The organism is Lysinibacillus sp. 2017, from assembly GCF_003073375.1.
GTDB lineage: Bacteria > Bacillota > Bacilli > Bacillales_A > Planococcaceae > Solibacillus.
Genome location: NZ_CP029002.1, coordinates 2,896,386 through 2,921,699, shown reverse-complemented (window position 1 = coordinate 2,921,699; position 25,314 = coordinate 2,896,386). Strand labels below are relative to the sequence as shown.

At 38.8% G+C, this 25,314-nt stretch carries 20 protein-coding genes and 1 riboswitch; of the genes, 17 read left to right on the top strand and 3 right to left on the bottom strand.

What is annotated here, in order from left to right:
• Window positions 1-7 precede the first annotated feature (7 nt).
• On the bottom strand, window positions 8-1,186 hold the full coding sequence (locus tag DCE79_RS14350) for an MFS transporter (RefSeq protein WP_108713682.1): 1,179 nt from the start codon (window positions 1,184-1,186) through the stop codon (window positions 8-10).
• A 150-nt stretch (window positions 1,187-1,336) separates the two neighbouring features.
• Window positions 1,337-1,654, bottom strand: a complete 318-nt coding sequence (locus DCE79_RS14345; protein WP_108713681.1) for a thioredoxin family protein — start codon at window positions 1,652-1,654, stop codon at window positions 1,337-1,339.
• Window positions 1,655-1,962: 308 nt separating this feature from the next.
• Here DCE79_RS14345 and DCE79_RS14340 point away from each other — a divergent pair, with 308 nt between their 5' ends.
• The 10 genes from DCE79_RS14340 (at window position 1,963) to DCE79_RS14295 (ending at window position 12,130) form a co-directional block, all read left to right on the top strand.
• Window positions 1,963-4,347: a 3-hydroxyacyl-CoA dehydrogenase/enoyl-CoA hydratase family protein gene (locus DCE79_RS14340; RefSeq protein WP_108713680.1), complete on the top strand. Its 2,385-nt coding sequence runs from the start codon at window positions 1,963-1,965 to the stop codon at window positions 4,345-4,347.
• 64 nt (window positions 4,348-4,411) lie between these two features.
• Window positions 4,412-5,584, top strand: a complete 1,173-nt coding sequence (locus tag DCE79_RS14335; RefSeq protein ID WP_108713679.1) for an acetyl-CoA C-acetyltransferase — start codon at window positions 4,412-4,414, stop codon at window positions 5,582-5,584.
• 59 nt (window positions 5,585-5,643) lie between these two features.
• On the top strand, window positions 5,644-7,425 hold the full coding sequence (locus tag DCE79_RS14330) for an acyl-CoA dehydrogenase family protein (protein WP_108713678.1): 1,782 nt from the start codon (window positions 5,644-5,646) through the stop codon (window positions 7,423-7,425).
• A 168-nt stretch (window positions 7,426-7,593) separates the two neighbouring features.
• On the top strand, window positions 7,594-7,950 hold the full coding sequence (locus DCE79_RS14325) for an arsenate reductase family protein (protein WP_108713677.1): 357 nt from the start codon (window positions 7,594-7,596) through the stop codon (window positions 7,948-7,950).
• Between the two features lie 80 nt (window positions 7,951-8,030).
• Entirely contained in the window at window positions 8,031-8,411 is a 381-nt protein-coding gene (gcvH, locus tag DCE79_RS14320) for a glycine cleavage system protein GcvH (protein ID WP_108713676.1), read from the top strand.
• 122 nt (window positions 8,412-8,533) lie between these two features.
• Complete coding sequence (locus tag DCE79_RS14315) at window positions 8,534-8,860, top strand: toprim domain-containing protein (RefSeq protein WP_108713675.1); 327 nt, start codon at window positions 8,534-8,536, stop codon at window positions 8,858-8,860.
• Between the two features lie 7 nt (window positions 8,861-8,867).
• Window positions 8,868-9,173 carry a thioredoxin family protein gene (locus tag DCE79_RS14310; RefSeq protein ID WP_108713674.1) on the top strand — a complete coding sequence of 102 codons (306 nt, stop codon included), beginning with the start codon at window positions 8,868-8,870 and terminating at the stop codon, window positions 9,171-9,173.
• Between the two features lie 57 nt (window positions 9,174-9,230).
• Window positions 9,231-9,332: riboswitch (SAM riboswitch) on the top strand.
• A 142-nt stretch (window positions 9,333-9,474) separates the two neighbouring features.
• Window positions 9,475-10,503: a methionine ABC transporter ATP-binding protein gene (locus tag DCE79_RS14305; RefSeq protein WP_108713673.1), complete on the top strand. Its 1,029-nt coding sequence runs from the start codon at window positions 9,475-9,477 to the stop codon at window positions 10,501-10,503.
• Window positions 10,496-11,164, top strand: coding sequence for a methionine ABC transporter permease (locus DCE79_RS14300; RefSeq protein ID WP_108713672.1), 669 nt, complete (start codon window positions 10,496-10,498; stop codon window positions 11,162-11,164). Before DCE79_RS14305 ends, DCE79_RS14300 begins: the two co-directional genes overlap by 8 nt.
• Window positions 11,165-11,326: 162 nt before the next feature.
• Window positions 11,327-12,130, top strand: coding sequence for a MetQ/NlpA family ABC transporter substrate-binding protein (locus DCE79_RS14295; RefSeq protein WP_108713671.1), 804 nt, complete (start codon window positions 11,327-11,329; stop codon window positions 12,128-12,130).
• 57 nt (window positions 12,131-12,187) lie between these two features.
• Here the strand turns inward: DCE79_RS14295 and DCE79_RS14290 are convergent, their stop codons facing one another.
• Window positions 12,188-13,090, bottom strand: a complete 903-nt coding sequence (locus DCE79_RS14290; RefSeq protein WP_108713670.1) for a glutamate biosynthesis transcriptional regulator GltC — start codon at window positions 13,088-13,090, stop codon at window positions 12,188-12,190.
• A 117-nt stretch (window positions 13,091-13,207) separates the two neighbouring features.
• Here DCE79_RS14290 and gltB point away from each other — a divergent pair, with 117 nt between their 5' ends.
• The 7 genes from gltB (at window position 13,208) to sufB (ending at window position 25,193) form a co-directional block, all read left to right on the top strand.
• On the top strand, window positions 13,208-17,728 hold the full coding sequence (gltB, locus tag DCE79_RS14285; protein WP_108713669.1) for a glutamate synthase large subunit: 4,521 nt from the start codon (window positions 13,208-13,210) through the stop codon (window positions 17,726-17,728).
• 15 nt (window positions 17,729-17,743) lie between these two features.
• Entirely contained in the window at window positions 17,744-19,225 is a 1,482-nt protein-coding gene (locus tag DCE79_RS14280) for a glutamate synthase subunit beta (RefSeq protein ID WP_108713668.1), read from the top strand.
• A 462-nt stretch (window positions 19,226-19,687) separates the two neighbouring features.
• Window positions 19,688-20,470, top strand: coding sequence for a Fe-S cluster assembly ATPase SufC (gene sufC, locus DCE79_RS14275; RefSeq protein WP_108713667.1), 783 nt, complete (start codon window positions 19,688-19,690; stop codon window positions 20,468-20,470).
• A gap of 18 nt (window positions 20,471-20,488) precedes the next feature.
• On the top strand, window positions 20,489-21,796 hold the full coding sequence (gene sufD / locus DCE79_RS14270; protein WP_108713666.1) for a Fe-S cluster assembly protein SufD: 1,308 nt from the start codon (window positions 20,489-20,491) through the stop codon (window positions 21,794-21,796).
• The gene (locus tag DCE79_RS14265; protein WP_108713665.1) at window positions 21,796-23,025 is read left to right on the top strand and encodes a cysteine desulfurase; all 1,230 of its coding nucleotides are present in this window, start codon (window positions 21,796-21,798) and stop codon (window positions 23,023-23,025) included. Before sufD ends, DCE79_RS14265 begins: the two co-directional genes overlap by 1 nt.
• Window positions 23,015-23,455 carry a Fe-S cluster assembly sulfur transfer protein SufU gene (sufU, locus tag DCE79_RS14260; RefSeq protein WP_108713664.1) on the top strand — a complete coding sequence of 147 codons (441 nt, stop codon included), beginning with the start codon at window positions 23,015-23,017 and terminating at the stop codon, window positions 23,453-23,455. The genes DCE79_RS14265 and sufU overlap by 11 nt, the downstream gene beginning before the upstream one ends.
• A 340-nt stretch (window positions 23,456-23,795) precedes the next feature.
• The gene (sufB, locus tag DCE79_RS14255) at window positions 23,796-25,193 is read left to right on the top strand and encodes a Fe-S cluster assembly protein SufB (protein WP_108713663.1); all 1,398 of its coding nucleotides are present in this window, start codon (window positions 23,796-23,798) and stop codon (window positions 25,191-25,193) included.
• Window positions 25,194-25,314 lie beyond the last annotated feature (121 nt).

The following is a 25,314-nucleotide window of genomic DNA, read 5'->3' as shown; positions in this document are numbered from 1 at the left end:
TTGTTATTTAAATTGATTTTTGTAATCTTACACCTTTCCACATAAACGTGAAAATCGTTGTTAACACTAAAATAATTAATCCAGCAATAAATGGATATAAAATACGAATATCATAGAGTGCACCCGCTAGTAATGGTCCTAAAATATTCCCGATACTCATGTATGCATTATTCATACCCATCGCAAATCCTTGTTCATTTCCTGCCAACTTTGAAATAAGTGTTGTTAAAACAGGACGTAAAATCGACGTTGCTAAGAAAATTAATAACGAAATGGCAAAGAACATTCTGTAGCTTCCAGCAATGATTGATAGCAAGAATCCAAAGGCTGTTACAATTAAAAATAATTTTAATACATTTAATTCACCCATTGCCTTTACAATCCAATCGACAACAAAAAGTTGCATAATCACACCAACTAATCCTGTTGCAGTAACCATGAACGCAATTTCTTGTGGGGTCGCCCCAAATTTGTCATCCACATAAAGACCAAGAACGGTTTCGTACGCCATTAATCCAAAACTCATAATCAGCGTAATGACCAATGGAATGAAGAATGGTTTCTTTACGGATAAAATAATATCCTTTACCATCGATTGATTTAAGCCTTCTACAATTGTCTCTTTTTCAAGTTGACTTTCCTTTAAAGTGAAAAATGAAACGACAAATGCGAGTACTCCGACAATCGCTGAAACAAGTAACGGTATTTTTAAACCATAATCCGCTAAGAATCCACCAATACCAGGTCCAATAACGATACCTAAAGACATCGCAGCAGAAATAAAGCTATTCCCCTTTGCGCGTTGATCCATCGTTGTAATATCTGCTACATAAGCATAAATCGCAGGTATTAAAAACGCACAGCCAATTCCACCAATTGCACGTGATAAGTAGAGTAGCCAAATCGAATTAGCAAAATAAAAAATAAACATAGAAATCGCTAATGTAAGTAATCCGATATTAATAAGTGGACGACGACCGTATTTGTCCGTCCATTTCCCACCAATTGGAGAAACTAAAAATTGTGTAAACGCAAAAATTGCAATGATTAATCCTGCTGCAGTCCCACCCTGACCAATCTCTTTTAAATACGCTGGAATAATCGGTATAATAATCCCAAAGCTTCCAACTGCGATAAACATGTTGAGCATAAGTAAAGCTAATTTTTTTCGTTGATCTGAAGTCATACACTATCCTTTCATAATAACTAATTTTACGTGTAGTACATTGTAATATGTATAGAAGTTAAAGGCTACTGCTTTATGTAGAATAATTAGTCCTAATTCAAAAAAATGAATCCAAAAGATACATAACTTTTGGATTCAAATTCGCGGGAATTAAGCTTGTGCGTTTAAAAACTCTTCAATTTGTGCAGGTGATTTTGCGTTAGCACTATGTAAGTGAGCCAATTTTTCACCATTTTTGAAGATTAATAATGATGGAATCCCCATTACTTGATATTTCTCTGCTAAGTCAGGGAAGTTATCGCGGTTAATAGAGTACCAGTCATATTGAGTATACTCTTCGATAATTGGATCGATAAACATATCCATACGTGTGCAGTCAGGGCACCAGCCAGCGAAGAATTTCACGATTACTGACTTTTCAGTACCCGTTAATTCAGTAAATTGTTCAATTGTTGTAATTTCTTGCATTCAAATCACTCCTTTAAGCCCATTGTACACACAAAGGCTGATTACGAAAAGTAATTAAGCTTCTTAAATTTAATTACCATTCATCCCTCCATTGTGCGTTTTGGGGCATTTACTTTCTTGGCGGGACAAAGCAGACTTTTTAGCTCTTTTGTTCGTTAAATTAGAATAATAATTTTATTTAAAATTGTGAGAAAATTATTGCGTAAATTATCAAAATAATCTACACTAAGAACAGAAAAGCTGTTAGAAGTTTTTTTTTCATTTCAAAATGAATGACTGTTCATTCAAGGGAGAAGGGGGAAGTGCTCGTGTCTTACAAAATTCAAAAAGTAGCTGTTTTAGGTTCAGGGGTAATGGGTTCAGGTATTGCAGCGCATTTAGCAAATATCGGGATTCCTACATTATTATTAGACATTGCACCAAATGAGCTAACAAAGGAAGAGGAAGCAAAGGGGTTAACGCTTGATTCGAAAGCAGTTAAAAATCGATTTGCTGCTTCCGCATTACAAAAATTATTGAAGCAAAAACCAGCGCCACTTTCAGCGAAAAAAAATCTAGCATTAATCACACCAGGGAACTTTGAAGATGATTTAGACAAGTTAAAAGATGTCGATTGGATTATCGAAGTTATCGTAGAAAAATTAGACATTAAAAAAGGTTTATTTGAAAAGATTGATGCTGTGCGCAAGCCAGGAACAATCGTTTCATCAAATACATCAGGGGTAAGCATTAACGCAATGGCAGAAGGACGATCAGAAGATTTCCAAGCGCATTTCCTTGGAACACACTTCTTTAACCCGCCACGTTATTTAAAATTATTAGAAGTGATTCCAGCGAACACAACAAAACCAGAAGTCGTAAGCTTCATGCAAGAATTTGGTGAAGATGTACTTGGTAAAGGTGTTGTAATCGCAAAAGACACACCAAACTTCATTTCAAACCGTATCGGTACTTACGGTTTACTAGTAACGATGCAAGAAATGATTGCTCGTAATTATTCAGTAGGTGAAGTAGATTCAGTGACAGGTACATTGATTGGCCGTCCAAAATCAGCAACATTCCGTACGCTTGATGTTGTTGGTCTCGATACATTCGCACATGTAGCGAAAAACGTATATGACCAAACAACTGGCGCGGAACAAGCGGTATTTGAAGAATCACCAATTTTAAACAAGATGATCACAAACGGTTGGATCGGTGCAAAATCAGGTCAAGGCTTCTTCAAAAAAGAAGGAAAAGAGATTCTGCAACTAAACTTATCAACGTTTGAATATGAACCAAATAAAAAGCTAGTGGCACCATCACTTGAGATGGCAAAACAAGCAAAAGGTCCAGGTGGAAAATTAAAAACATTAATTTATGCAAACGACCGCATCGGTGAATTATTATGGAACTCATTCGCCCCAACGTTAATTTATTCAGCACAGGTAATGGGTGAAATCGCAGACGATATCGTAGCAATCGATAATGCTATGAAATGGGGCTTCGGCTGGGCTCAAGGTCCATTTGAAATGTGGGATGCAATCGGTGTAGAAAAATCAGTTGCGAAGATGAAAGAAGAAGGCCGTGAGATTCCTGCTTTTGTAACAGGGTTACTTGATAAAGGCTTCACTACATTCTACTCAGAAATCGAAGGCGACTTAGCTTACTATAACGGCACAGAGTATGTAAAAGTACCAGTGAACGAAAAAGCAATCAACTTAAAACGTTATAAGAAAAAACACGGAGTCATCAAATCGAATTCAGGCGCAAGCTTAATTGATTTAGGCGACGGTATTGCATTACTAGAATTCCACTCAAAATCAAATGCGATAGGTTTAGACATCATTCAAATGATTAACTTCGCGGTTGATGAAGTAGAGAAAAACTACAAAGGTCTTGTAATCGGGAACCAAGGCAAAAACTTCTGTGTAGGTGCAAACCTTGGCATGATCTTAATGGAAGCACAAGATGACAATATTTTCGAACTTGATTTTGTTATTAAGTCATTCCAACAAGCGATGCGCCGTATTAAGTACAGTGCGAAACCAGTTGTTGCAGCACCATTCCAAATGGCTTTAGGTGGCGGTGCGGAAGTTTGTTTACCAGTTGCACATATCCAAGCCTCAGCAGAAACTTATATGGGTCTAGTTGAAGTAGGGGTTGGCTTAATTCCAGGCGGTGGCGGTAATATCGGTCTTTATGAAAAATTCATTAAAGGCTTACCAAACGGTGTTGAAGTAGACTACCAAAATATCGCAAATAAAGTATTTGAAACAGTTGCAATGGCGAAAGTTTCAACTTCTGGTGAAGAAGCGCGTGAAAATAACTTCTTAAACTTCGCAGACGGTATTTCTGTAAACCCAGATCACCTAATCTATGATGCAAAACAAGCAGCAATAGCACTTGCAGATGCAGGCTACATTCCACCAGTGAAAAAGAAAGTGAAAGTAGTTGGCGCACCAGGTTATGCAACATTACTTTTAGGTGCACAAGGTATGTTCGATTCAGGATTCATTACAGAGCATGACTTGAAAATCGCTAAAAAGCTAGCGTATGTTATTGCAGGCGGTAAAGTACCATATGGAACAGAAGTTTCTGAAGAATATTTACTAAACCTTGAAAAACAAGCTTTCTTAGAGCTAGTTGCAGATCAAAAATCACAAATGCGTATGCAGCATATGCTTGTAAAAGGAAAACCATTACGTAACTAATTAAGTAAACTATTTCGCTAGCTAGACTCGTCTCGCTAGCCCATTACAAGGGGGAAACATCATTATGCGTGAAGCCGTTATCGTTGCAGGGGCGAGAACACCAATCGGACGTGCAAAAAAAGGGTCACTAGCCAATACTCGTTCAGATGATTTTGGTGCAGTAGTAGTAAAAGAAACGTTAAAACGTGCGGGCTATGAAGGTCCAATTGATGATTTAATTATGGGATGTGCGATGCCAGAAGCAGAGCAAGGAATGAACGTTGCACGCTTAGTTGGTGCGTTAGCAGGTCTTCCAGATACAACACCTGCACTAACAGTAAACCGTTTCTGTTCTTCAGGTTTACAAACAATTGCTTATGCAGCTGAACGCATTATGCTTGGTCACTCAAAAGCGATTATTGCTGGTGGTACAGAATCGATGAGTATGATTCCAATGACGGGGAACACAGTACGATTAAACCCGAAAATTGCAGAAGATGCACCACAATACTACATCGGCATGGGTCACACAGCAGAGGAAGTAGCAAAACGCTACAATGTAAGCCGTGAAGATCAAGATGCGTTTGCAGTTCGTTCACATGAATTAGCTGAAAAGGCTATTAAAGAAGGCAAATTCAAAGACGAAATCGTGCCAATCGAAGTAACAGAATACTACGTGGACGCTGACAATAAATTACAAGAAAAGAAAACAATTTTCGATACAGATGAAGGTGTACGTCCAGGCACTTCTGTTGAAGGTTTAGCAAAATTACGCCCAGCATTCAACGTGAAAGGATCTGTAACAGCAGGGAATGCTTCTCAAACTTCAGACGGGGCAGCAGCAGTATTAGTTATGGACCGTGAAGAAGCTGAAAAGCATGGGTTGACACCACTTGCTAAATTCCTAGGATTCGCAGTGGGCGGGGTACCACCAGAAGTAATGGGAATTGGTCCAATCGTAGCCGTACCTAAAGCGTTAGAAATCGCAGGCTTAACACAAGACCAAATCGACCTTTGGGAAATTAACGAAGCGTTCGCATCTCAATCAATTCAAGTTGTACGTGAGCTAGGTATTGATATGGATAAAGTGAATGTAAACGGCGGTGCAATTGCTCTAGGTCATCCACTTGGTGCAACAGGTACAATTCTTACAGTGAAATTAATTAACGAATTAAAACGTCGCGGTGGTAAATACGGTGTTGTGACAATGTGTATCGGCGGCGGTATGGGCGCAGCGGGCGTATTTGAAATACTGTAATTCATTATTAAATAATTAGATTCACAAAATCACAAAGACCATTCTGGGAGGAATTTATCATGGAACAAACAACAAACATCATTAAAGGTGGCGGCTTCTTAATCGAGGACGTAGAAATCGAGCGCGTATTTACGCCAGAGGATTTCACGGATGAGCAAAAAATGATTGCTCAAACAACGCAAGAATATGTAACAAATGAAGTATTACCAGTAGTTGAAAACTTAGAGCACCACGAATTCGAACATTCAGTACGTTTATTAAAAACTGCAGGCGATCTAGGTCTACTAGCAGCAGACGTACCAGAAGAATATGAAGGCTTAGGCTTAGACAAAATTTCTTCAGCATTGATCGCTGAAAAAATGTCGCCAGCTGGTGGTTTCTCAATCACGCACGGTGCACACGTTGGTATCGGTTCTTTACCAATCGTATTATTCGGTAACCATGAGCAAAAATCTCACTACTTACCAAAATTAGCTTCAGGTGAATTTATCGCAGCTTACGCATTAACAGAGCCAGGTTCAGGTTCAGATGCATTAGGCGCAAAAACAACTGCAAAATTAAATGAAGCAGGAACGCACTACGTATTAAATGGTGAAAAACAATGGATTACTAACGCTGGTTTCGCAGATGTATTCGTAGTATACGCAAAAATCGATGGCGATAAATTTACAGGTTTCATCGTAGAGCGTACATTCCCAGGCGTTTCTGTAGGTCCAGAAGAGAAGAAAATGGGTATTAAATCATCTTCAACACGTACGTTAATTTTAGAAGATGCACAAGTACCAGTTGAAAACGTACTAGGTGAAATCGGTCGCGGTCACGTTATCGCGTTCAACATCTTAAACATCGGACGTTACAAATTAGGAGTAGGTACTGTAGGAGCTTCTAAACGTGCATTCGAGCTTGCTGTAGCTTATACAAACCAACGTCAACAATTCAAAACAAAATTATCTGATTTCAACTTAACAAAAGATAAAATCGCAACAATGGCTTCTCACATTTATGCGTCTGAGTCATTAAACTACCGTACTGTAGGTTACTTCGAAGACCGTTTAAGCCAATTATCTGAAGCAGAGCAAAAAGACGGAAAAGCAATTGCAGGTGCAATCGCTGAATACGCAATCGAATGCTCAATCGCAAAAGTATTTGGTTCTGAAACATTAGACTTCATAGCTGACGAAGCAGTGCAATTACACGGTGGTTACGGCTTTATGGCTGAGTACGAAGTAGAGCGCATTTACCGCGATTCTCGTATTAACCGTATTTTCGAAGGTACAAACGAAATTAACCGTATGATCGTACCAGGTACTTTCATGAAAAAAGCATTAAAAGGTGAGTTACCTCTATTACAAGTTGCTCAAGAGTTACAAAATGAGCTATTAATGCTAATGCCTGAAGAAATCGGTGACGCAGCGTTAGAACAAGAGAAATACTTAGTGAAAAACGCGAAGAAAATTGCCGTATTAGTAGCAGGCTCAGCTGCACAACGCTTTGGAGCAAAATTAGATGCAGAGCAAGAAGTATTAGTAAGCATCGCCAATATTGCGAACCAATTATATGCAATGGAATCAGCTGTAATCCGTACACAAAAAGCAATCGCACGTGACGGTGAAGAAAAAGCAGCTCAAAAAATTCTTTATACGCAAATTTTCTGCCAAGAAGCATTTGCAGAAATCGAAAAAGAAGCAAAATTAACATTACTTGCTTCAGTTGAAGGCGATAATGCACGTATGATTCTTTCAGCATTACGCAAATTAACGCGCAACAACCCTTACAACTTAATTCCTAAAAAACGCGAAGCATCTGTGAAATTAATAGAAGCAGAAAAATACGTAGTTTAATAACTACTTTCAGCAGGGGTTCAAATACTGGGCCAGAAGGTAATTATGCCGATGTGTAATTGATTGAATTAAAGAAAAACGGGTGCAGGACGCTGCATCCGTTTTTTGCTTTGTTATAGAGTATCCGTTACAATAGGTGGAAAGTTACTGACAAAAAGGAGCACTTTTATGACAATAAAATTCATTCAATATCCGAAATGTACAACATGCAAAAAAGCACAAAAATGGCTCGATGAAAACGGTGTGAACTATGAAAGTGTTCATATTGTGGAAGAAACTCCTTCTAAAGAACAATTAAAATCATATTATGAAGCAAGTGGACTGCCGCTTAAAAAGTTCTTCAATACATCCGGCATGAAGTACCGTGATCTTGGTTTAAAAGACAAGCTAGCGAATATGTCTGAAGAAGAACAATTAGCGTTACTCGCATCAGATGGCATGTTAATTAAACGTCCTATTGTTACAGATGGTAAAAAATTAACATTAGGATTTAAGGAGTCTGACTTCGTAGAAAATTGGAAATAAAGCGTTAATCTTATTGAAATTCCGAACGAAATATGGCAAACTGAACATGAATGTACTACATATTACTTGGAGGTTTTCTCATGAGCACACCAAAAGAATTACGTTATACAAAAGAACACGAGTGGGTAAAAATTGAAGACGGTAAAGCAACAGTAGGTATTACACACTTCGCTCAAGCGGAATTAGGTGACATCGTATTCGTTGAGCTACCAGAAGTAGGCGACGAAATTGCTAAAGACCAACCATTCGGTAGCGTTGAATCTGTAAAAACAGTTTCTGAACTATACGCACCAGTGTCTGGTAAAGTTGTTGCAATCAATGAGGAACTTTCTGATAACCCAGAATACGTAAACGAATCTCCATACGAACAAGCATGGATGATTACAGTTGAATTAACGAATGAAGTAGAAGTTGAAGAATTAATGAGTGCAGACCATTACGCTGAATTAATCGAAGAATAAGAATTACTATTTGAAGCACTAAAATCCGGGTTTCTGGGTTTTAGTGCTTTTTTCATTGAAAAGCGATAGTATAAATTTTAATAACTCAATCTGATAATATACATAGAAAAAGGAGGTATACCATGAACAAATGCATCATCGTCGAAGGGCGTTCGGATAAACTAAAAGTCGCGCCACTTCTAGCTGAGCCCGTTGTGATATTATGTACAAATGGCACGATTAGTGAAGACGGTTTAATTGATTTATTGTCTGTGTACGAGCATTATGAAATGGTGACAATGTTTGATGCTGATCGTAATGGAGAAAAGTTGCGTAAGCTTATGAGACGAACTTACTCCGAAGCACAGCATGTCATTATTCCAGAAGTGTATCGAGAGGTTGCAGAAACACCTGCAAGCGTCTTAGTGCAGCTTTTAAAGGAAGCGAAATTTTCAGTACAAGAAGGATGACATCACAATGGAACAATGGACGAGAGCTCAGTGGCAGCAATTAATGAATGAAAAAGAACAAACCGCATTTTTTGTTTATACACCTATGTGTGGTACATGCGATGTTTCAAAGAAATTTTTGGAAGTTATTGAGGTGTTATTACCTGATTTACCTTTAGGAATGGCAAATATCAATTATTTAGAAGACTTACCTTATGAATTAAAGATTGAAAGTGTGCCTTGTTTAATCATTACCGAACATGGTCAAATAAAGGAAAAAGTTTATGCGTTTAAATCCGTACCGTTTTTGTATGAAATATTAAAAAGTAATTGACGTATACAATTTAGCGTGTTAAAGTGAAATTCATAATAAACAAACTAAATAGCGTTACTCTTATAAAGAGCGGTCGAGGGAAGTGCCCTATGAAGCCCGGCAACCTGCATTTATGCAAAGGTGCCAATTCACACAAAGTTTAACTTTGAGAGATGAGAGAACGGTTCAACATACAGATGTGATAACCTTTCTACTTGTCTTTGTAGAAAGGTTTTTTTGTTTTTATTAGGTAGAAATAAAGCAAAATAGTCGCAGCATTAAAAAGTAATGGGTAGTTAGTTTAGTTAAAGGAGTCCTAGCGATGATTGATATACAAAACGTAACGAAAGTTTACCAAACAAAGAGCGGTCAATTAACGGCTGTTGATCAAGTAAGCTTATCGATTAAAAATGGAGAAATTTTCGGTATTATCGGCTATAGTGGCGCTGGTAAAAGTACGATGATTCGCCTTCTAAATGGATTAGAAAAGCCAACATCAGGTTCAGTCATTGTCAACGGTCAAGATATTTCAAAGGCATCAAGTAATAAGCTACGTGATGCGCGCCAAAAAATAAGTATGATTTTCCAACATTTCAACTTACTTTGGTCACGTACAGTAGAAGAAAACATCGCATTTCCATTAGAAATCGCGGGTGTTTCAAAGAATGAGCGTGCGAAACGAGTTTCAGAACTAATTGAACTAGTAGGATTAGCTGGTCGTGGAAAAGCCTATCCATCACAATTATCAGGTGGTCAAAAGCAACGTGTCGGCATTGCCCGCGCATTAGCTAACAACCCAGAAGTTTTACTTTGTGATGAAGCAACATCAGCCTTAGACCCAGAAACAACGGATTCAATTTTAGAACTTTTACTCGACATCAACAAAAAAATTGGCTTAACAATTGTCCTCATTACACATGAAATGCATGTGATTCGCAAAATCTGTAATCGCGTAGCAGTCATGGAAGCGGGGAAAGTGGTAGAACAAGGCGATGTATTGCAAGTGTTCCAACAACCTCAAGCACCAATTACGAAAAATTTCGTATCACAAGCTTCAGGTGCAACACAAGAAACGCAAGCCTCTTTACAACAAATTATCGCAAACTACCCATCTGGGAAAATCGTCAAATTAAGCTTCGTTGGTCAAACGACAGAGCAACCTGTTATCTCGCAAATTATCAAACAATTCGATATTGTCGTAAATATTGTGCACGGTAAAATTTCAACGACAAATGGTGGTTCACTTGGAACACTGTATATCCATATCGACGGTCCAGCTGACGAGGTAAAAGCAGCACTAAACTTTTTAGCACAGCACGAAGTTCAAACGGAGGTGATTGAACATGTTTAATCAATTACTTCCAAATGTCGATTGGGGTAAAATGTTAGACGCAACATACGAAACTCTGTATATGACAACTGTTGCAACGGTTATCACGTTCATATTAGGAATTTTAATTGGGATTGTTTTATTTTTAACTAGTGACAATCAGTTATGGGCAAACAAAGTGGCTCACTTTTTAACTGGATCCATCGTCAACATTTTCCGTTCGGTTCCATTTATCGTATTAATCATTTTATTAATTCCATTTACTAAATTTTTATTAGGCACAATTCGTGGAGCGAATGCCGCGCTACCTGCACTCATTATCGGAGCTGCACCGTTCTATGCACGCATGGTTCTAATTGCACTACGTGAGATTGATAAAGGGGTTATTGAAGCAGCTCGTTCAATGGGTGCGAAAACTTCAACAATCATTTGGAAGGTACTGATTCCGGAAAGCTTACCAGCGTTGATTTCAGGCATTACCGTAACAGCGGTTGCTTTAGTTGGTTATACAGCAATGGCGGGAATTATCGGAGCTGGTGGTTTAGGGAACTTAGCTTTCTTAGACGGGTTCCAACGTAATCGTACAGACGTTACATTAATGGCAACCATTTTAATTTTAGTAGTGGTATTCATCATTCAATATATTGGTGACTACATTACGACAAAAGTAGACAAGCGATAGTTAGGGGCTTAAAGGCCGTAATTATAAATTGCCTTTGTTTAACTGAAACAAAGTAGACGCAAGTTTGAAATGAGCGAGCGTCTACAAATGTAATTTACTGAATATAAAAAAGTTTTGGAAAAACGAAGGCGTAAAAACAAAACAAGACAGGGGTTTTAAACAATGAAAAAATTATTATCAAGCGTTATTTTAGGGGCATCTGTATTAGCATTAGCAGCATGTGGCAACGATGATGACAAATTAGTAGTCGGTGCATCAAATACACCACATGCCGTGATTTTAGAAAAGGTAAAACCAATTTTAGCGGAGCAAGGCATCGAATTAGAAATCGAATCATATACGGATTACGTATTACCAAACAAAGATTTAGAGTCTGGTGATTTAGATGCCAACTACTTCCAACACATTCCGTACTTCGAAAGCCAAAAAGCCGATTTCGACTATGATTTTGCCAATGCAGGTAATATCCATATCGAGCCAATTGGTATTTACTCTAAAAAATATAAATCTTTAAGTGAATTACCAGAAGGTGCAACAATTTTACTTTCAAACTCAGTAGCTGACCACGGTCGTATGTTGTCATTACTTGAAGCAGAAGGTTTAATCACTTTAGCTGATGGAATTGATAAAACAAAAGCAGAAATTAAAGATGTCGTAGAAAATCCGAAAAACTTTGTATTTGATGCGGATACTGCAGCAGAACTTTTAGTGCAAATGTATGAAAATGAAGAGGGCGACGCGGTACTAATCAACTCAAACTTCGCTATCGATAATGGGTTAAATCCATTAAAAGATTCTATCGCAATCGAGTCTGGAGATTCACCATACGTAAACATTATCGCGGTTAAATCTGGTGATGAAGATTCAAAAGAAATTAAAGCATTAGTAGAAGCATTACATTCAAAAGAAATTCAAGATTTCATTCTTGAAGAATGGGGCGGCTCTGTAGTACCGGTTTCAAAATAATCTTTAAAATATAAAATGCCTACTGTTGAAGGATATTCTTTAACAGTAGGCATTTTTTTATTGAAAACGTGTTAATCGTGAGTAAAACTTCGATACAAAATCGATAAATACTTGTTCAGACGGTGCAAGTTCTCTTGTTGTTGGTGCAATGATGCCAACATTTCTACGGATGACTGGGATTGCGATTGGCATTTTGACGGTCATGCGCGGCGTAGAATCATAGAGTGAGCTTTCTGGTAAAAGTGTGACTCCGATACCTGCAGCTACCAATCCTTTTAATGCATCCATATCTTCGCCTTCAGAAGTAATATTCGGTAAAAAACCAACTGAACGGCAAGCATCGACCGCCACTTTTTGTAAAATATAGCCTTCAGGGAAAAGTACGAAATCGTCATTGCGTAAATCAATTAAATTGATAGTCTCTTTTTTTGCGAGCGGGTGTGTCGCTGGAAGTAAGGCGTAAATGCTCTCACTAAAAAGGACAGTTGTATCGATTGCCTCATCTTTAGGAGGTAATGGACCGAGCAATGCTAAATTTAATTCTCGATTTTTTACCGCTTCAATTAAGTATTTATACGAGCCTTGACGTAATTGAAATGAAATATCTGGGAATTCTTTTTTGAATGCAGAGATGACAGTCGGTAAGACGTAGCTTGCCAAGCTTGTTGGAAAGCCGACTTTAATGGTTCCTTTTGCAGGGTCTAAATGTTCTTCTACTTGTTTGGCTGCAAAATCAATGGCCTTCAAAGCCGTAATACTGTGTTCTAAAAAAATTTTACCAATTGGTGTTAGTTTGACGTTACGTCCGATACGTTCAAAAAGTGGCGTTCCGAGCTCCTCTTCCAAATTGGCAATTTGTCTACTAATCGCAGACTGGGCAACATGTAGATGCTCTGCTGCCTCCGAAATATGTTCGCGTTCTGCTACCTCGACAAAGTAACGTAATTGTCGTAATTCCACTAGTTACACCCCATTAATCTAGAAAATAGATGGTTCCTATCCAAACTATATATTGTTTATATTATTCTGATAACTTTAAAATGTAAATATGTAATGGAAGAATGAGGGGGAATTTTTATGAGTTTTCATCAGTTACCTATAGCGCAAGGGTTATATGATCCACAGTTTGAGCATGATGCGTGTGGTATCGGAATGTATGCCAACATAAAAGGGATTGCATCACATGACATCGTGAAAAATGGTTTAGAAATGTTATGTCGCTTAGAGCACCGTGCTGGACGTGGGGGAGACGGTAAAACAGGCGACGGCGCAGGCTTAATGGTACAAATTCCAGATGCTTTCTTTAAATACAACTGTCCGGATTTACAGTTACCTAAAAAAGGACAATATGGTGTGGGCCAAATCTTTTTGACGGATGACGCAGTTCAAGAGCAAAAAATTGAACAAAAGATGAACGAATTAATTGAACAAGAAGGCCAGGAACTAATCGGCTGGAGAATTGTACCTACGAATAAAGAAAATTTAAGCGATATAGCAAAAAGTAGTGCACCAGTTGTACGTCAAGTGTTTATTGGTTCAACAGCCGCGGACGAAAAGGCGTTTGAACGTAAACTTTATGTTATTCGTAAACAAGTAGAACACTGGGCAGCACAGCAAGGCTATGAATTATATATTCCGAGTCTTTCAAGTCAAACGATGGTGTTTAAAGGGTTACTAGCTCCTGAAGAAGTGAGTGATTTTTATATTGACCTACAAGATGAAAGTTTCGTATCAGCATTAGCGCTAGTGCATTCCCGTTATTCAACAAACACATTCCCATCTTGGAAACGCGCACACCCGAACCGTTACATCATTCATAACGGAGAAATTAACACACTTCGCGGCAATATTAACTGGATGCGTGCACGGGAGCAACAATTTGTTTCAGAAGCTTTTGGTGATGATTTAGAAAAGTTATTACCAATTATCGATCAAACAGGTTCGGATTCTTCGATGCTCGATAATGCGTTTGAATTTTTCGTATTAGCGGGTCGCTCACCAGCACAAACAGCAATGATGATGATTCCAGAGCCATGGACGGAAAACCCACGTATTGAAGAAGATCGTAAAGCGTTTTATCAATACCATTCAAGTTTGATGGAACCTTGGGATGGTCCGACAGCAATTTGCTTCACAGATGGTAAACAAATTGGCGCGATTTTAGATCGTAACGGTTTACGCCCAGGAAGACTTTATGTTACGAAAGATGATCACGTGATTTTCTCTTCTGAAACGGGCGTTGTTGATTATGCGGAAGAAGATATTTTGTATAAAGACCGTTTAAGCCCGGGACGTATGCTACTAATTGATTTGGAGCAAGGAAAAATCATTTCTGATGAAGAGTTGAAAGCGGAAATGGCAACAGCTGAGCCGTACGCAAAGTGGCTTGAAGAAAACATGATTCAGCTTGACGTAAGTGAAGAAAAAGCCGTAGAGGTAAATGATTTAACATTACGCCAGAAAATTCATGGTTACACATATGAAGACGTACAAAAATATATTGTCCCCTTAGCGAAAGAAGGAAAAGATCCACTTGGTTCCATGGGGAATGATTCACCGCTTGCCGTATTATCAAATCGTCCGCAATCGTTGTTCAATTATTTCAAACAGTTATTTGCACAAGTAACGAACCCACCAATCGACTCAATTCGTGAACATGTTGTGACTTCAACGATGACGCTTCTAGGAGCAGAAGGGGACCTTTTACATCCTACAGCAACGAATGCCCGCCGTATTATGCTCGATACGCCAGTATTAACGACAGCAGAATATGAACAACTACTAGACAACGAGGAGGAAGCTTTCCAAGTAGCAGAAATCTCGCTCAAATATATTGAAAATTTAGAAATCGAATTAAATCGTATTAAAACGGAAGCAGAAGCCGCAATATTTGGTGGTAGAACAATTTTAGTATTAACGGATTATGAAGAAGACGCGAAACAATTAACGATTCCTGTGTTACTTGCGGCAAGTGCGATTCATCAATATTTAGTGCGTATTGGATTACGTACAAATGCGAGCATCATTGTCAATTGCGCAGAGGTTCGTGAGGTGCATCACTTTGCAGCGCTAATTGGCTTTGGTGTCGATGCCATTCATCCATATTTAGCATACGCAACGCTAGCAGAAGCTATTGAAAAAGAGCATTTAAACGTTTCGTATGAAAAGGCCGTTCAAAAATTCCGTAAAGGGGCTGCAGATGGTGTTGTAAAAGTCATGTCAAAAATGGGTATTTCAACAGTGCAATCTTACCGCGGTGCACAAGTATTTGAAGCGGTTGGTATTTCAAAAGCGGTTATTGATGAATACTTTACAGGGACAGCATCTCAAATTGATGGCATTAATTTAGCAACAATTGGCGAAGAGGCGAAACGTCGTCACGATGCTGCTATTGCATCAATAAGTGCAGAGCTACAATCGGGTTCTGATTTCCAATGGCGTGCAGATGGTGAGCACCATGCGTTTAATCCGAAAACGATTCATACACTGCAATGGGCAACACGGAAAAATGATTACGGGTTATATAGAATGTATGCGGAAATGGCCAATGAAGAACGCATCGGTTTCTTACGTAATTTATTTGAGTTCAAAAAGGCTGAGCGCCGATTACCGATGGAAGAAATTGAATCGGTAGACTCGATTGTTAAACGCTTCAAAACAGGTGCGATGTCTTTTGGTTCGTTATCGAAAGAAGCACACGAAACATTAGCGATTGCGATGAATAAACTAGGTGCACGCTCGAATTCAGGAGAAGGTGGGGAAGATCCAGCTCGCTTCACAAAGGATTCTAATGGGGATAACCGCCGTTCAAGCATTAAGCAAATTGCCTCAGGTCGTTTCGGTGTGAAATCACATTACTTAGTGAATGCTGATGAGCTGCAAATCAAAATGGCGCAAGGAGCAAAGCCAGGTGAAGGTGGGCAACTACCAGGGAACAAAGTATACCCTTGGGTAGCAGATGTTCGTGGTTCTACACCAGGTGTTGGCTTAATTTCACCACCACCGCATCATGATATTTATTCCATTGAAGATATGGCGGAGCTCATTCATGATTTAAAAAATGCCAACCGTTACGCACGTATTTCCGTAAAGCTTGTCGCAAAAGCAGGGGTTGGTACAATCGCAGCTGGTGTGGCGAAAGGTGCAGCGGACGTCATCGTTATTTCGGGTTATGACGGCGGTACAGGGGCATCACCGAAAACATCGATTAAGCATACAGGATTACCATGGGAACTTGGCTTAGCGGAAGCTCATCAAACATTAATGCTAAATGGTCTTCGTGATCGCGTCGTTTTAGAAACAGACGGTAAGTTAATGACAGGAAAAGACGTTGTGATGGCGGCACTACTTGGTGCGGAAGAATACGGCTTTGCGACAGCTCCGTTAATCGTATTAGGCTGTGTGATGATGCGTGCGTGTCATTTAGATACCTGTCCAGTTGGTGTGGCGACACAAAATCCAGAGCTACGTGCAAAATTTATGGGGAACGCCGATCATGTAGTCAATTATATGCGCTTTATCGCAGAAGAAATGCGCGAATACATGAGTGTTTTAGGTTTCCGTACAGTAGATGAAATGGTTGGCCGTACAGATGTATTACAAATTTCAGAGCGATCAAAACAACACTGGAAAGCAAGCCAATTAGATTTATCTGCTTTACTTCACCAAATGCAAGGGGTACGTACAAAGCAAACAGTGCAAGATCATCACATTGCTGAAAGCTTCGATGTACGTGAATTATTACCGAAAGTAGAGCAAGCAATTGCAGACAAACAAGCAATTGAACTTAGCTACCCAATTAAAAATACAGACCGAGTAATGGGAACCATTGTGGGGAGTGAAATTTCACGTAAATATGGTGAAGTCGGCTTACCAGACAATACAATTCAACTTTCATTCACAGGGCATGCAGGTCAAAGCTTCGGCGCATTCATACCACGCGGGATGGCGATGCGTGTTGTTGGGGACGTCAATGATTATTTCGGTAAAGGTTTATCAGGTGGTAAAGTAGTAGCGATTGCACCGATTAAGGGCGAGCAAGAAACAAACGTCATTGCAGGGAATGTTTGCTTATATGGTGCAACGAGCGGGCAAGCATTTATTAACGGTCGTGCAGGGCATCGCTTTGGTGTTCGTAACTCAGGTGCGAACATTGTAGTTGAAGGGATTGGTGACCACGGCTGTGAATACATGACTGGCGGTAAAATTGTCGTATTAGGTGACGTTGGTCAAAACTTTGGTGCAGGGATGTCAGGTGGTATCGGATATATTTTACCGACGGACGAAGCAAAGTTTAAAGCGCAATGTAATATGGAAATGATTCAATTTGAAAAGTTATCAAATACACATGAAATCGAAATGGTACGACAATTAATTATTAAACATTTAGAGGAAACAGATAGTACTTATGCGCTGGATATTTTAGCAAAATGGGAGCAGTTCGTACCGAAATTTGTGAAGGTTGTACCAACAGATTACAAAGCAATTCTTGAAAAAATTGAGCAACATAAATTAAATGGATTAACAGATGAAAATGCAGCGATGCAGGCGTTTATTGAAACAACTGAAAATCAAAAAAAGCTTGTGAGTTCGAAATAAGAGGAGGGTTCTAGCATGGGGAAAGCAACAGGGTTTATGGAATTTAAGCGTGAAAAAGGGCAGGAAATAGCACCACTAGACCGTATTTCGAGTTGGAGTGAATATACAAGCAAGCTACCAGATGAAAAGTTGCAAACGCAAGGCGCTCGCTGTATGGATTGTGGTACACCATTTTGTCATATGGGAATAGAGATTCGAGGCACAGCTGCGGGATGTCCGATTCATAATGTCATCCCAGAGTGGAATGATTTAGTGTACAAAGGAAAGTGGAAGGAAGCACTGGATCGTCTTCATATGACGAATAACTTCCCAGAATTCACAGGGCGCGTATGTCCAGCACCTTGTGAAGGCTCTTGTACATTAGCAATTACGGACCCAGCAGTGGCAATTAAATCAATTGAACGCACAATTATTGATAAAGGTTTTGAAAATGGTTGGGTAACGCCACGTATCCCAAAAGAGCGCACACAGTATAAAGTGGCAATCGTTGGATCAGGTCCAGCAGGTTTGGCAGCAGCCGACCAATTGAATCAATTAGGTCATAATGTCACAGTATTTGAACGTTCGGACCGTTTTGGCGGATTATTAATGTATGGTATTCCAAATATGAAACTAGAAAAAGAATTGATTGATCGACGTATAGGCATACTTTCATTAGAAGGTATTAAATTTATCGCAAACACAGAAATCGGAAAAGACTTAACAAAAGAACAGCTACAGGCAGATTTTAATGCCGTTATTTTATGCACGGGTGCTCAAAAGCAACGTCAACTCCATATGGAAGGTAGTGACGCTGGAAATATTCATTTAGCGATGGATTATTTAACGGGCGTTACAAAAAGTCTATTAGATTCAAATTTTAAAGATAAAAAGGGATTAAACGTGAAGGGGCAAGATGTCATCGTTATCGGTGGTGGTGATACAGGTGCAGATTGTGTTGCAACAGCACTTCGTCAAAATTGCCGTTCCGTCTATCAATTTGGTAAGCATCCACAGCAAGCGTTAACACGTACAGATGAAACGATGTGGCCAAAAGATCCGAACATTTATAAATTAGACTATGCCTACGCAGAAGCAGATGCAAAATATGGTGGTGACCCTCGTGAATACTGCATCCAAACGACAAAAATCGTAAAAGATGCAAAAGGAAACGTAAAAGAGTTGCACACCATTCAAATGGAAAAAATTCTAGGTGAAGATGGCTTCCATTACTTCAAGGAGCTACCAGGCACAGAAAAAGTTTGGCCAGCACAGCATGTATTTGTCGCAATTGGCTTCGAAGGTACGGAAAAAGAAACACCAGAACATTTCGGCACAGAGGTAACAAACAACCGCATCCGTGCATCTATTAAAGATTACGAAACAAATGTACCAGGTGTATTTGCAGCGGGAGACGCAAGACGTGGTCAAAGCCTCATCGTCTGGGCGATTAAAGAAGGGCGAGGCGTTGCTGCAAGCGTCCACTATTACCTAACAGAGGCCTTAGTAAAAAACTAATATAATAATTAAAAAACGCCATTTCACATGTTGAAGTGGCGTTTTTACGTGGTTGAAATAAACTCTTACAATCCCTTAATCTACATTTATTTAATGAACAATCTATAGTAAGAAAACGGCACCTACTTTTAAACGCCACAATTTATTAGAAAACGTTTAATGAAGACGCTTGTCAACCTAAATCTACTTCCGCATTAGAAAAATAAATAATCCAATTAAATCAATTAAATAAGTGAAATTGATTCTCATTTGAAACTTACCTAATGAAAATAAAGAATTCAATCAAACTGCTGTTTATATAGTAGAAACAGACTAATAGAAAGAGTTTTTAAAAAATGATAGAGAATTTTTATTTAAAATCATTCTAAACTATTTGCAACGCACATCCATTTCGGGTAAGATTGGGTATGAAATTAATTTAGCATGCATGTGTCGTGCAAATGAACATTTGGAGGTAATTTAATGACAACTTTAGAAATTAAAGATCTTCACGTTGAAATTGACGGAAAAGAGATTTTAAAAGGTTTAAACCTTACTATTAACACTGGCGAAGTACACGCAATCATGGGTCCAAACGGAACTGGTAAATCAACATTAGCTTCAGCAATTATGGGTCACCCTAAATATGTAGTAACTCAAGGTGAAGTTTTAATCAACGGTGAAAACGTACTAGAAATGGAAGTAGATGAACGCGCGAAAGCTGGTCTATTCTTAGGTATGCAATATCCATCAGAAATTACGGGTGTAACAAACGCAGACTTCTTACGATCAGCAATTAATGCTCGTCGCGAAGAAGGCAATGAAATTTCATTAATGAAATTTATCCGTGAATTAGACAAAACTATGGAATTCTTAGAAATGCCAGAAGAAATGGCACAACGTTACTTAAACGAAGGCTTCTCTGGTGGTGAGAAAAAACGTAACGAAATTCTACAAATGATGATGATCAAACCAACTTTCGGTATTTTAGACGAAATTGATTCTGGTTTAGATATCGATGCATTAAAAGTAGTATCTAAAGGGATTAACGAGATGCGTGGCGAAGGCTTTGCATGCTTAATGATTACTCACTACCAACGTCTACTTAACTACATTACTCCTGATAAAGTACATGTAATGATGCAAGGTAAAGTAGTGAAATCTGGCGGTGCAGAATTAGCGCAACGTTTAGAAGCTGATGGTTACGAATGGATTAAACAAGAGTTAGGTATCGAGAATACTGACGCTATTACAGAAGAAGCATAATTAAGGAGGACGACGAAGATGACGGTTGAAACTAAATTAGCGTTATCAGCACAAGAAGTACGCTCGTTCTCTGAACAAAACGATGAACCAGCAGCATTCGCTGATTTCCGCGTGAGCGCATTAGAAAAAGCTGCTGCGCTTGAATTACCAAAACCAGATAGAACGAATATTACAAAATGGAACTTCATTGATTTTCCTGCACATACAGTAGAAAGTGCAGCATATACATCACTTGAAGAACTACCTGAAGAAGCAAAGGCAATCATTGATACAGAAGGTCAAGAAAACCTTTATATTCAACGTAACAACACACCTGCATATATTAAAGTTTCTAACGAACTTGTAAACAAAGGTGTTATTTTCACAGATATTCAAACTGCTATTCGCGAGCATGCGGATTTAGTTGAAAAATATTACATGACAACAGCTGTAAAAGTTGATGAAAATAAGTTAACAGCTTACCATGCAGCATTAGTAAATGGCGGTATTTTCGTATACGTTCCACGTAACGTAGTCATCGAAACACCTTTACAAGTGGTATTCATAAATGATAATGCAGAAGCTTCATTATTCAACCATGTATTAGTGGTAGCAGAAGAATCTTCAGCAGTAACATATGTAGAAACATATATTTCTACATTTGAAGAAGCAAAAGGCCAAGTAAACGTTGTTACAGAAGTAATTGCAAAAAACAATGCGCAAGTTACGTTTGGTGCAGTAGATAACTTAGCAAAAGGCTTCACTTCATATATGAGCCGTCGTGGTCACGTTGAACGTGATGCAAAAATTGATTGGGCATTAGGCTTAATGAATGATGGTAATACTGTTTATGAAAACACTACAAACTTAATTGGCGACAATTCTACATCTGACTTCAAAATGGTTACTGTAGGTCGTGGTGAACAAAAATTAAACTTCACAACATTAATTCGTCAATGGGGTAAAAACTCTGACGGTCGAATTTTAAAACACGGTGTTATGAAAGACGCCGCACAATCAATCTTTAACGGAATTGGTCACATTATGCACGGAGCGACAAAAGCAAACGCAGAGCAAGAATCTCGCGTGTTAATGCTTTCTGAAAAAGCTCGTGGTGATGCCAATCCTATTCTTTTAATTGATGAAGATGATGTAACAGCAGGACACGCAGCATCTGTTGGACGTGTAGACCCAACTCAATTGTATTATCTAATGAGTCGTGGTATCTCAAAAACAGAAGCAGAGCGCCTTGTCATTCATGGATTCCTTGCGCCAGTTGTTACTAACCTTCCAATCGAAGGCGTTAAAAAACAGCTGACGGAGGTTATCGAAAGGAAAGTTCGATAATGATACCAAAAGACATTAAAAGTTATTTTCCAATTTTAAATCAAGAAATCAATGGAAATCCTCTTGTATATCTTGATAGTGCAGCTACTTCACAAAAGCCAATTCAAGTAATTGAAGCAGTTAAAAACTATTATGAATTCGATAACTCAAATGTTCACCGTGGTGTTCACACATTAGGGAACCGTGCAACAGATTCTTATGAAGGGGCACGTGAGAAGGTTCGTAAATTTATTAACGCGGATTCTACGAAAGAAATTATTTTCACTCGTGGGACAACAACTTCTATTAATACAGTGGCTTCTGGTTATGCTCGTCAAAACCTAAAAGAGGGCGACGAGATTGTTATCACACACATGGAACATCATGCAAACTTAATTCCTTGGCAACAAGTTGCGAAAGAAAAGGGTGCTGTTTTAAAATATATCGACTTAGAGCCAGACGGAACTTTAAACTTAGATAAAGCCCGTGCAACAATAACACAAAATACAGCCATTGTTTCAATTGGAATGGCTTCGAATGTTATGGGTACAATTAATCCAATCAAAGAAATTGCTAAAATTGCGCATGAAAATGGTGCAATTATGGTAGTAGACGCTGCACAGGGAGCACCACATTTAAAAATTGATGTTCAAGATTTAGATTGTGATTTCTTAGCGTTCTCTGGGCATAAAATGTGTGCTCCAACGGGTATTGGTGTACTATATGGTAAACAAGCGCTTTTAGAAAACATGGAACCAGTTGAGTTTGGCGGAGAAATGATTGATTTCGTAGGCTTATACGATTCAACATGGAAAGAGCTACCTTGGAAATTTGAAGCTGGTACTCCGATCATTGCAGGTGCAATCGGTCTTGGTGCGGCAATCGATTTCTTAACTGAGATTGGATTAGATAATATTGCAGCGTATGAGCACGCTTTAGCAGGCTATGCGATGGAACAATTATCGACAATTGATGGTCTTTCAATTTATGGTCCACGTGATGCAAACAAACGTTGTGGTTTAGTAACATTTAATTTAGATGATGTTCATCCACATGATGTTGCAACAGTTCTAGACATGGGCGGCATTGCTGTTCGTGCAGGACATCACTGTGCTCAACCGTTAATGAAATGGTTAAATGTAACTGCAACAGCTCGAGCAAGCTTCTACATGTATAATGACGAATCTGATATCGATGCTTTAGTTGCAGGATTGCGCTCAGCGAAGGAGTATTTTGGCGATGTCTTTTAATAATTTAGATCAACTATACCGTTCCGTAATTATGGATCACTATAAAAACCCTCGTAACAAGGGGTCCCTTGAAGAAAATAGTGTCACAATCGATATGAACAACCCAACTTGTGGGGATCGTATCCATTTAACACTAAAAGTTAACGATGGTATCGTAGAAGAGGCGAAATTTGACGGCGAAGGCTGCTCAATTTCAATGTCTTCTGCATCAATGATGACTCAAATCGTTAAAGGTAAAAAAGTCGAAGAAGCTTTAGAGCTTGCAGAAATTTTCTCGAAAATGATGCTAGGTGAAGACTTCGATCATGAAAAGTACGAGCTTGAGGATATAGAGGCACTACAAGGTGTAGCAAAATTCCCAGCGCGTATTAAATGCGCAACATTGGCTTGGAAAGCAATGGAAAAAGGCGTAAAAAACGAAATGAAATAATGCAAGTTAGGCTAAAGTGCTAGCCGCTCGGACACTTCAGCGCTTGTCCTGGTGGAACGAGCACTTTAGCACTTTTAGTTAATATCCAGGCTAAAGCGCTAGCCACTCGGACACTTCAAAAGTCACTTCGCGTGCAAGCACACTATGTGACTTTCTCCAGTGCCTGTCGTGACTGAACGAGCACTTTAGCACTTTTAGTTAATATCCAGGTAAAATCGCTAGCTGTTCGGATGTTTCGATCGCTTCCTGCGTGTGCGAGCACACTTGTCAGAGTTCTCCAACATCTGTCACAGCTAAACGAGCGATTTTACACTTTTAGTTAATGAACGGAGGAGACAACATGGCTAAAAAAATGCCTGATATCGGCGATTACAAATATGGCTTCCATGACAAGGACGTATCAATTTTCCGTTCTGAACGTGGATTAACAGAAGAAATCGTACGTGAAATCTCAAACATGAAAGATGAGCCACAGTGGATGCTTGATTACCGCTTAAAAGCTCTTAATAAATTCTATGAATTGCCAATGCCACAATGGGGTGGCGACCTTGCATCGTTAAACTTCGATGAAATTACGTATTACGTAAAACCATCTGAAGCTACACAAAAATCTTGGGATGAGGTACCTGAAGAAATCAAAGCAACATTTGATAAATTAGGTATTCCTGAAGCAGAACAAAAATATCTTGCAGGTGTATCTGCTCAGTATGAATCTGAAGTAGTTTACCATAACATGAAGCAAGATCTTACTGATATGGGAATCATCTTTAAAGATACAGACTCAGCGTTAAGAGAAAACGAAGAAATTTTCAAAAAACACTGGGGTACAGTAATTCCTTATACAGATAATAAGTTCGCTGCTTTAAACTCAGCAGTTTGGTCTGGTGGATCATTCATTTATATGCCTAAAGGCGTTAAATTAGACACACCATTACAAGCTTACTTCCGTATTAACTCTGAAAACATGGGTCAATTCGAACGTACGCTGATCATCGTAGACGAAGATGCAGCTGTACACTACGTAGAAGGCTGTACAGCACCAGTTTATACTACAAACTCTCTACACTCAGCTGTAGTAGAAATCATTGTTAAAAAGAACGCTTACTGCCGTTATACAACAATCCAAAACTGGGCAAATAACGTATACAACCTAGTTACAAAACGTACTGTAGTTGAAGAAAACGGTACAATGGAATGGATCGACGGTAACATTGGTTCTAAATTAACAATGAAATACCCAGCATGTATCCTTAAAGGTGAAGGCGCACGTGGTATGACATTATCAATCGCGATTGCTGGTAAAGGTCAACATCAACACGCTGGTGCGAAAATGATTCACTTAGCACCGAATACATCTTCAACAATCGTATCTAAATCGATTGCTAAACAAGGTGGTAAGGTTACGTATATGGGTCAAGTTAAATTCGGTAAGAACGCTACTGGCGCTCGTGCAAACATCGAATGTGACACATTAATCATGGACAATGCATCTACATCAGATACAATTCCATACAACGAAATCTTAAACAATAACGTATCTTTAGAACACGAAGCGAAAGTTTCAAAAGTATCTGAAGAACAATTATTCTACCTTATGAGCCGTGGTATTTCTGAACAAGAAGCGACAGAAATGATCGTAATGGGCTTCATCGAGCCGTTCACAAAAGAACTACCAATGGAATATGCAGTAGAAATGAACCGCCTAATCAAATTCGAGATGGAAGGTTCAATCGGATAATAAGTTCGATTTTCCTAAAGGATTTTCAAGTAGCCATCGTGCGCTTGAAAATCCTTTTTCTTTTGGTGAAAAGAGAGTAAATTAGCTAAAATATGTATATTTAGTGAAAAAACATGAATTT

Excerpts from the sequence above, each read along its gene's own strand:
- DCE79_RS14350 (WP_108713682.1), bottom strand. The coding sequence starts at position 1,186 with ATGACTTCAGATCAACGAAAAAAATTAGCTTTACTTATGCTCAACATG.
- DCE79_RS14345 (WP_108713681.1), bottom strand. The coding sequence starts at position 1,654 with ATGCAAGAAATTACAACAATTGAACAATTTACTGAATTAACGGGTACT.
- DCE79_RS14335 (WP_108713679.1), top strand. The coding sequence starts at position 4,412 with ATGCGTGAAGCCGTTATCGTTGCAGGGGCGAGAACACCAATCGGACGT.
- DCE79_RS14330 (WP_108713678.1), top strand. The coding sequence starts at position 5,644 with ATGGAACAAACAACAAACATCATTAAAGGTGGCGGCTTCTTAATCGAG.
- DCE79_RS14325 (WP_108713677.1), top strand. The coding sequence starts at position 7,594 with ATGACAATAAAATTCATTCAATATCCGAAATGTACAACATGCAAAAAA.
- gcvH (WP_108713676.1), top strand. The coding sequence starts at position 8,031 with ATGAGCACACCAAAAGAATTACGTTATACAAAAGAACACGAGTGGGTA.
- DCE79_RS14315 (WP_108713675.1), top strand. The coding sequence starts at position 8,534 with ATGAACAAATGCATCATCGTCGAAGGGCGTTCGGATAAACTAAAAGTC.
- DCE79_RS14310 (WP_108713674.1), top strand. The coding sequence starts at position 8,868 with ATGGAACAATGGACGAGAGCTCAGTGGCAGCAATTAATGAATGAAAAA.
- DCE79_RS14305 (WP_108713673.1), top strand. The coding sequence starts at position 9,475 with ATGATTGATATACAAAACGTAACGAAAGTTTACCAAACAAAGAGCGGT.
- DCE79_RS14300 (WP_108713672.1), top strand. The coding sequence starts at position 10,496 with ATGTTTAATCAATTACTTCCAAATGTCGATTGGGGTAAAATGTTAGAC.
- DCE79_RS14295 (WP_108713671.1), top strand. The coding sequence starts at position 11,327 with ATGAAAAAATTATTATCAAGCGTTATTTTAGGGGCATCTGTATTAGCA.
- gltB (WP_108713669.1), top strand. The coding sequence starts at position 13,208 with ATGAGTTTTCATCAGTTACCTATAGCGCAAGGGTTATATGATCCACAG.
- DCE79_RS14280 (WP_108713668.1), top strand. The coding sequence starts at position 17,744 with ATGGGGAAAGCAACAGGGTTTATGGAATTTAAGCGTGAAAAAGGGCAG.
- sufC (WP_108713667.1), top strand. The coding sequence starts at position 19,688 with ATGACAACTTTAGAAATTAAAGATCTTCACGTTGAAATTGACGGAAAA.
- sufD (WP_108713666.1), top strand. The coding sequence starts at position 20,489 with ATGACGGTTGAAACTAAATTAGCGTTATCAGCACAAGAAGTACGCTCG.
- DCE79_RS14265 (WP_108713665.1), top strand. The coding sequence starts at position 21,796 with ATGATACCAAAAGACATTAAAAGTTATTTTCCAATTTTAAATCAAGAA.
- sufU (WP_108713664.1), top strand. The coding sequence starts at position 23,015 with ATGTCTTTTAATAATTTAGATCAACTATACCGTTCCGTAATTATGGAT.
- sufB (WP_108713663.1), top strand. The coding sequence starts at position 23,796 with ATGGCTAAAAAAATGCCTGATATCGGCGATTACAAATATGGCTTCCAT.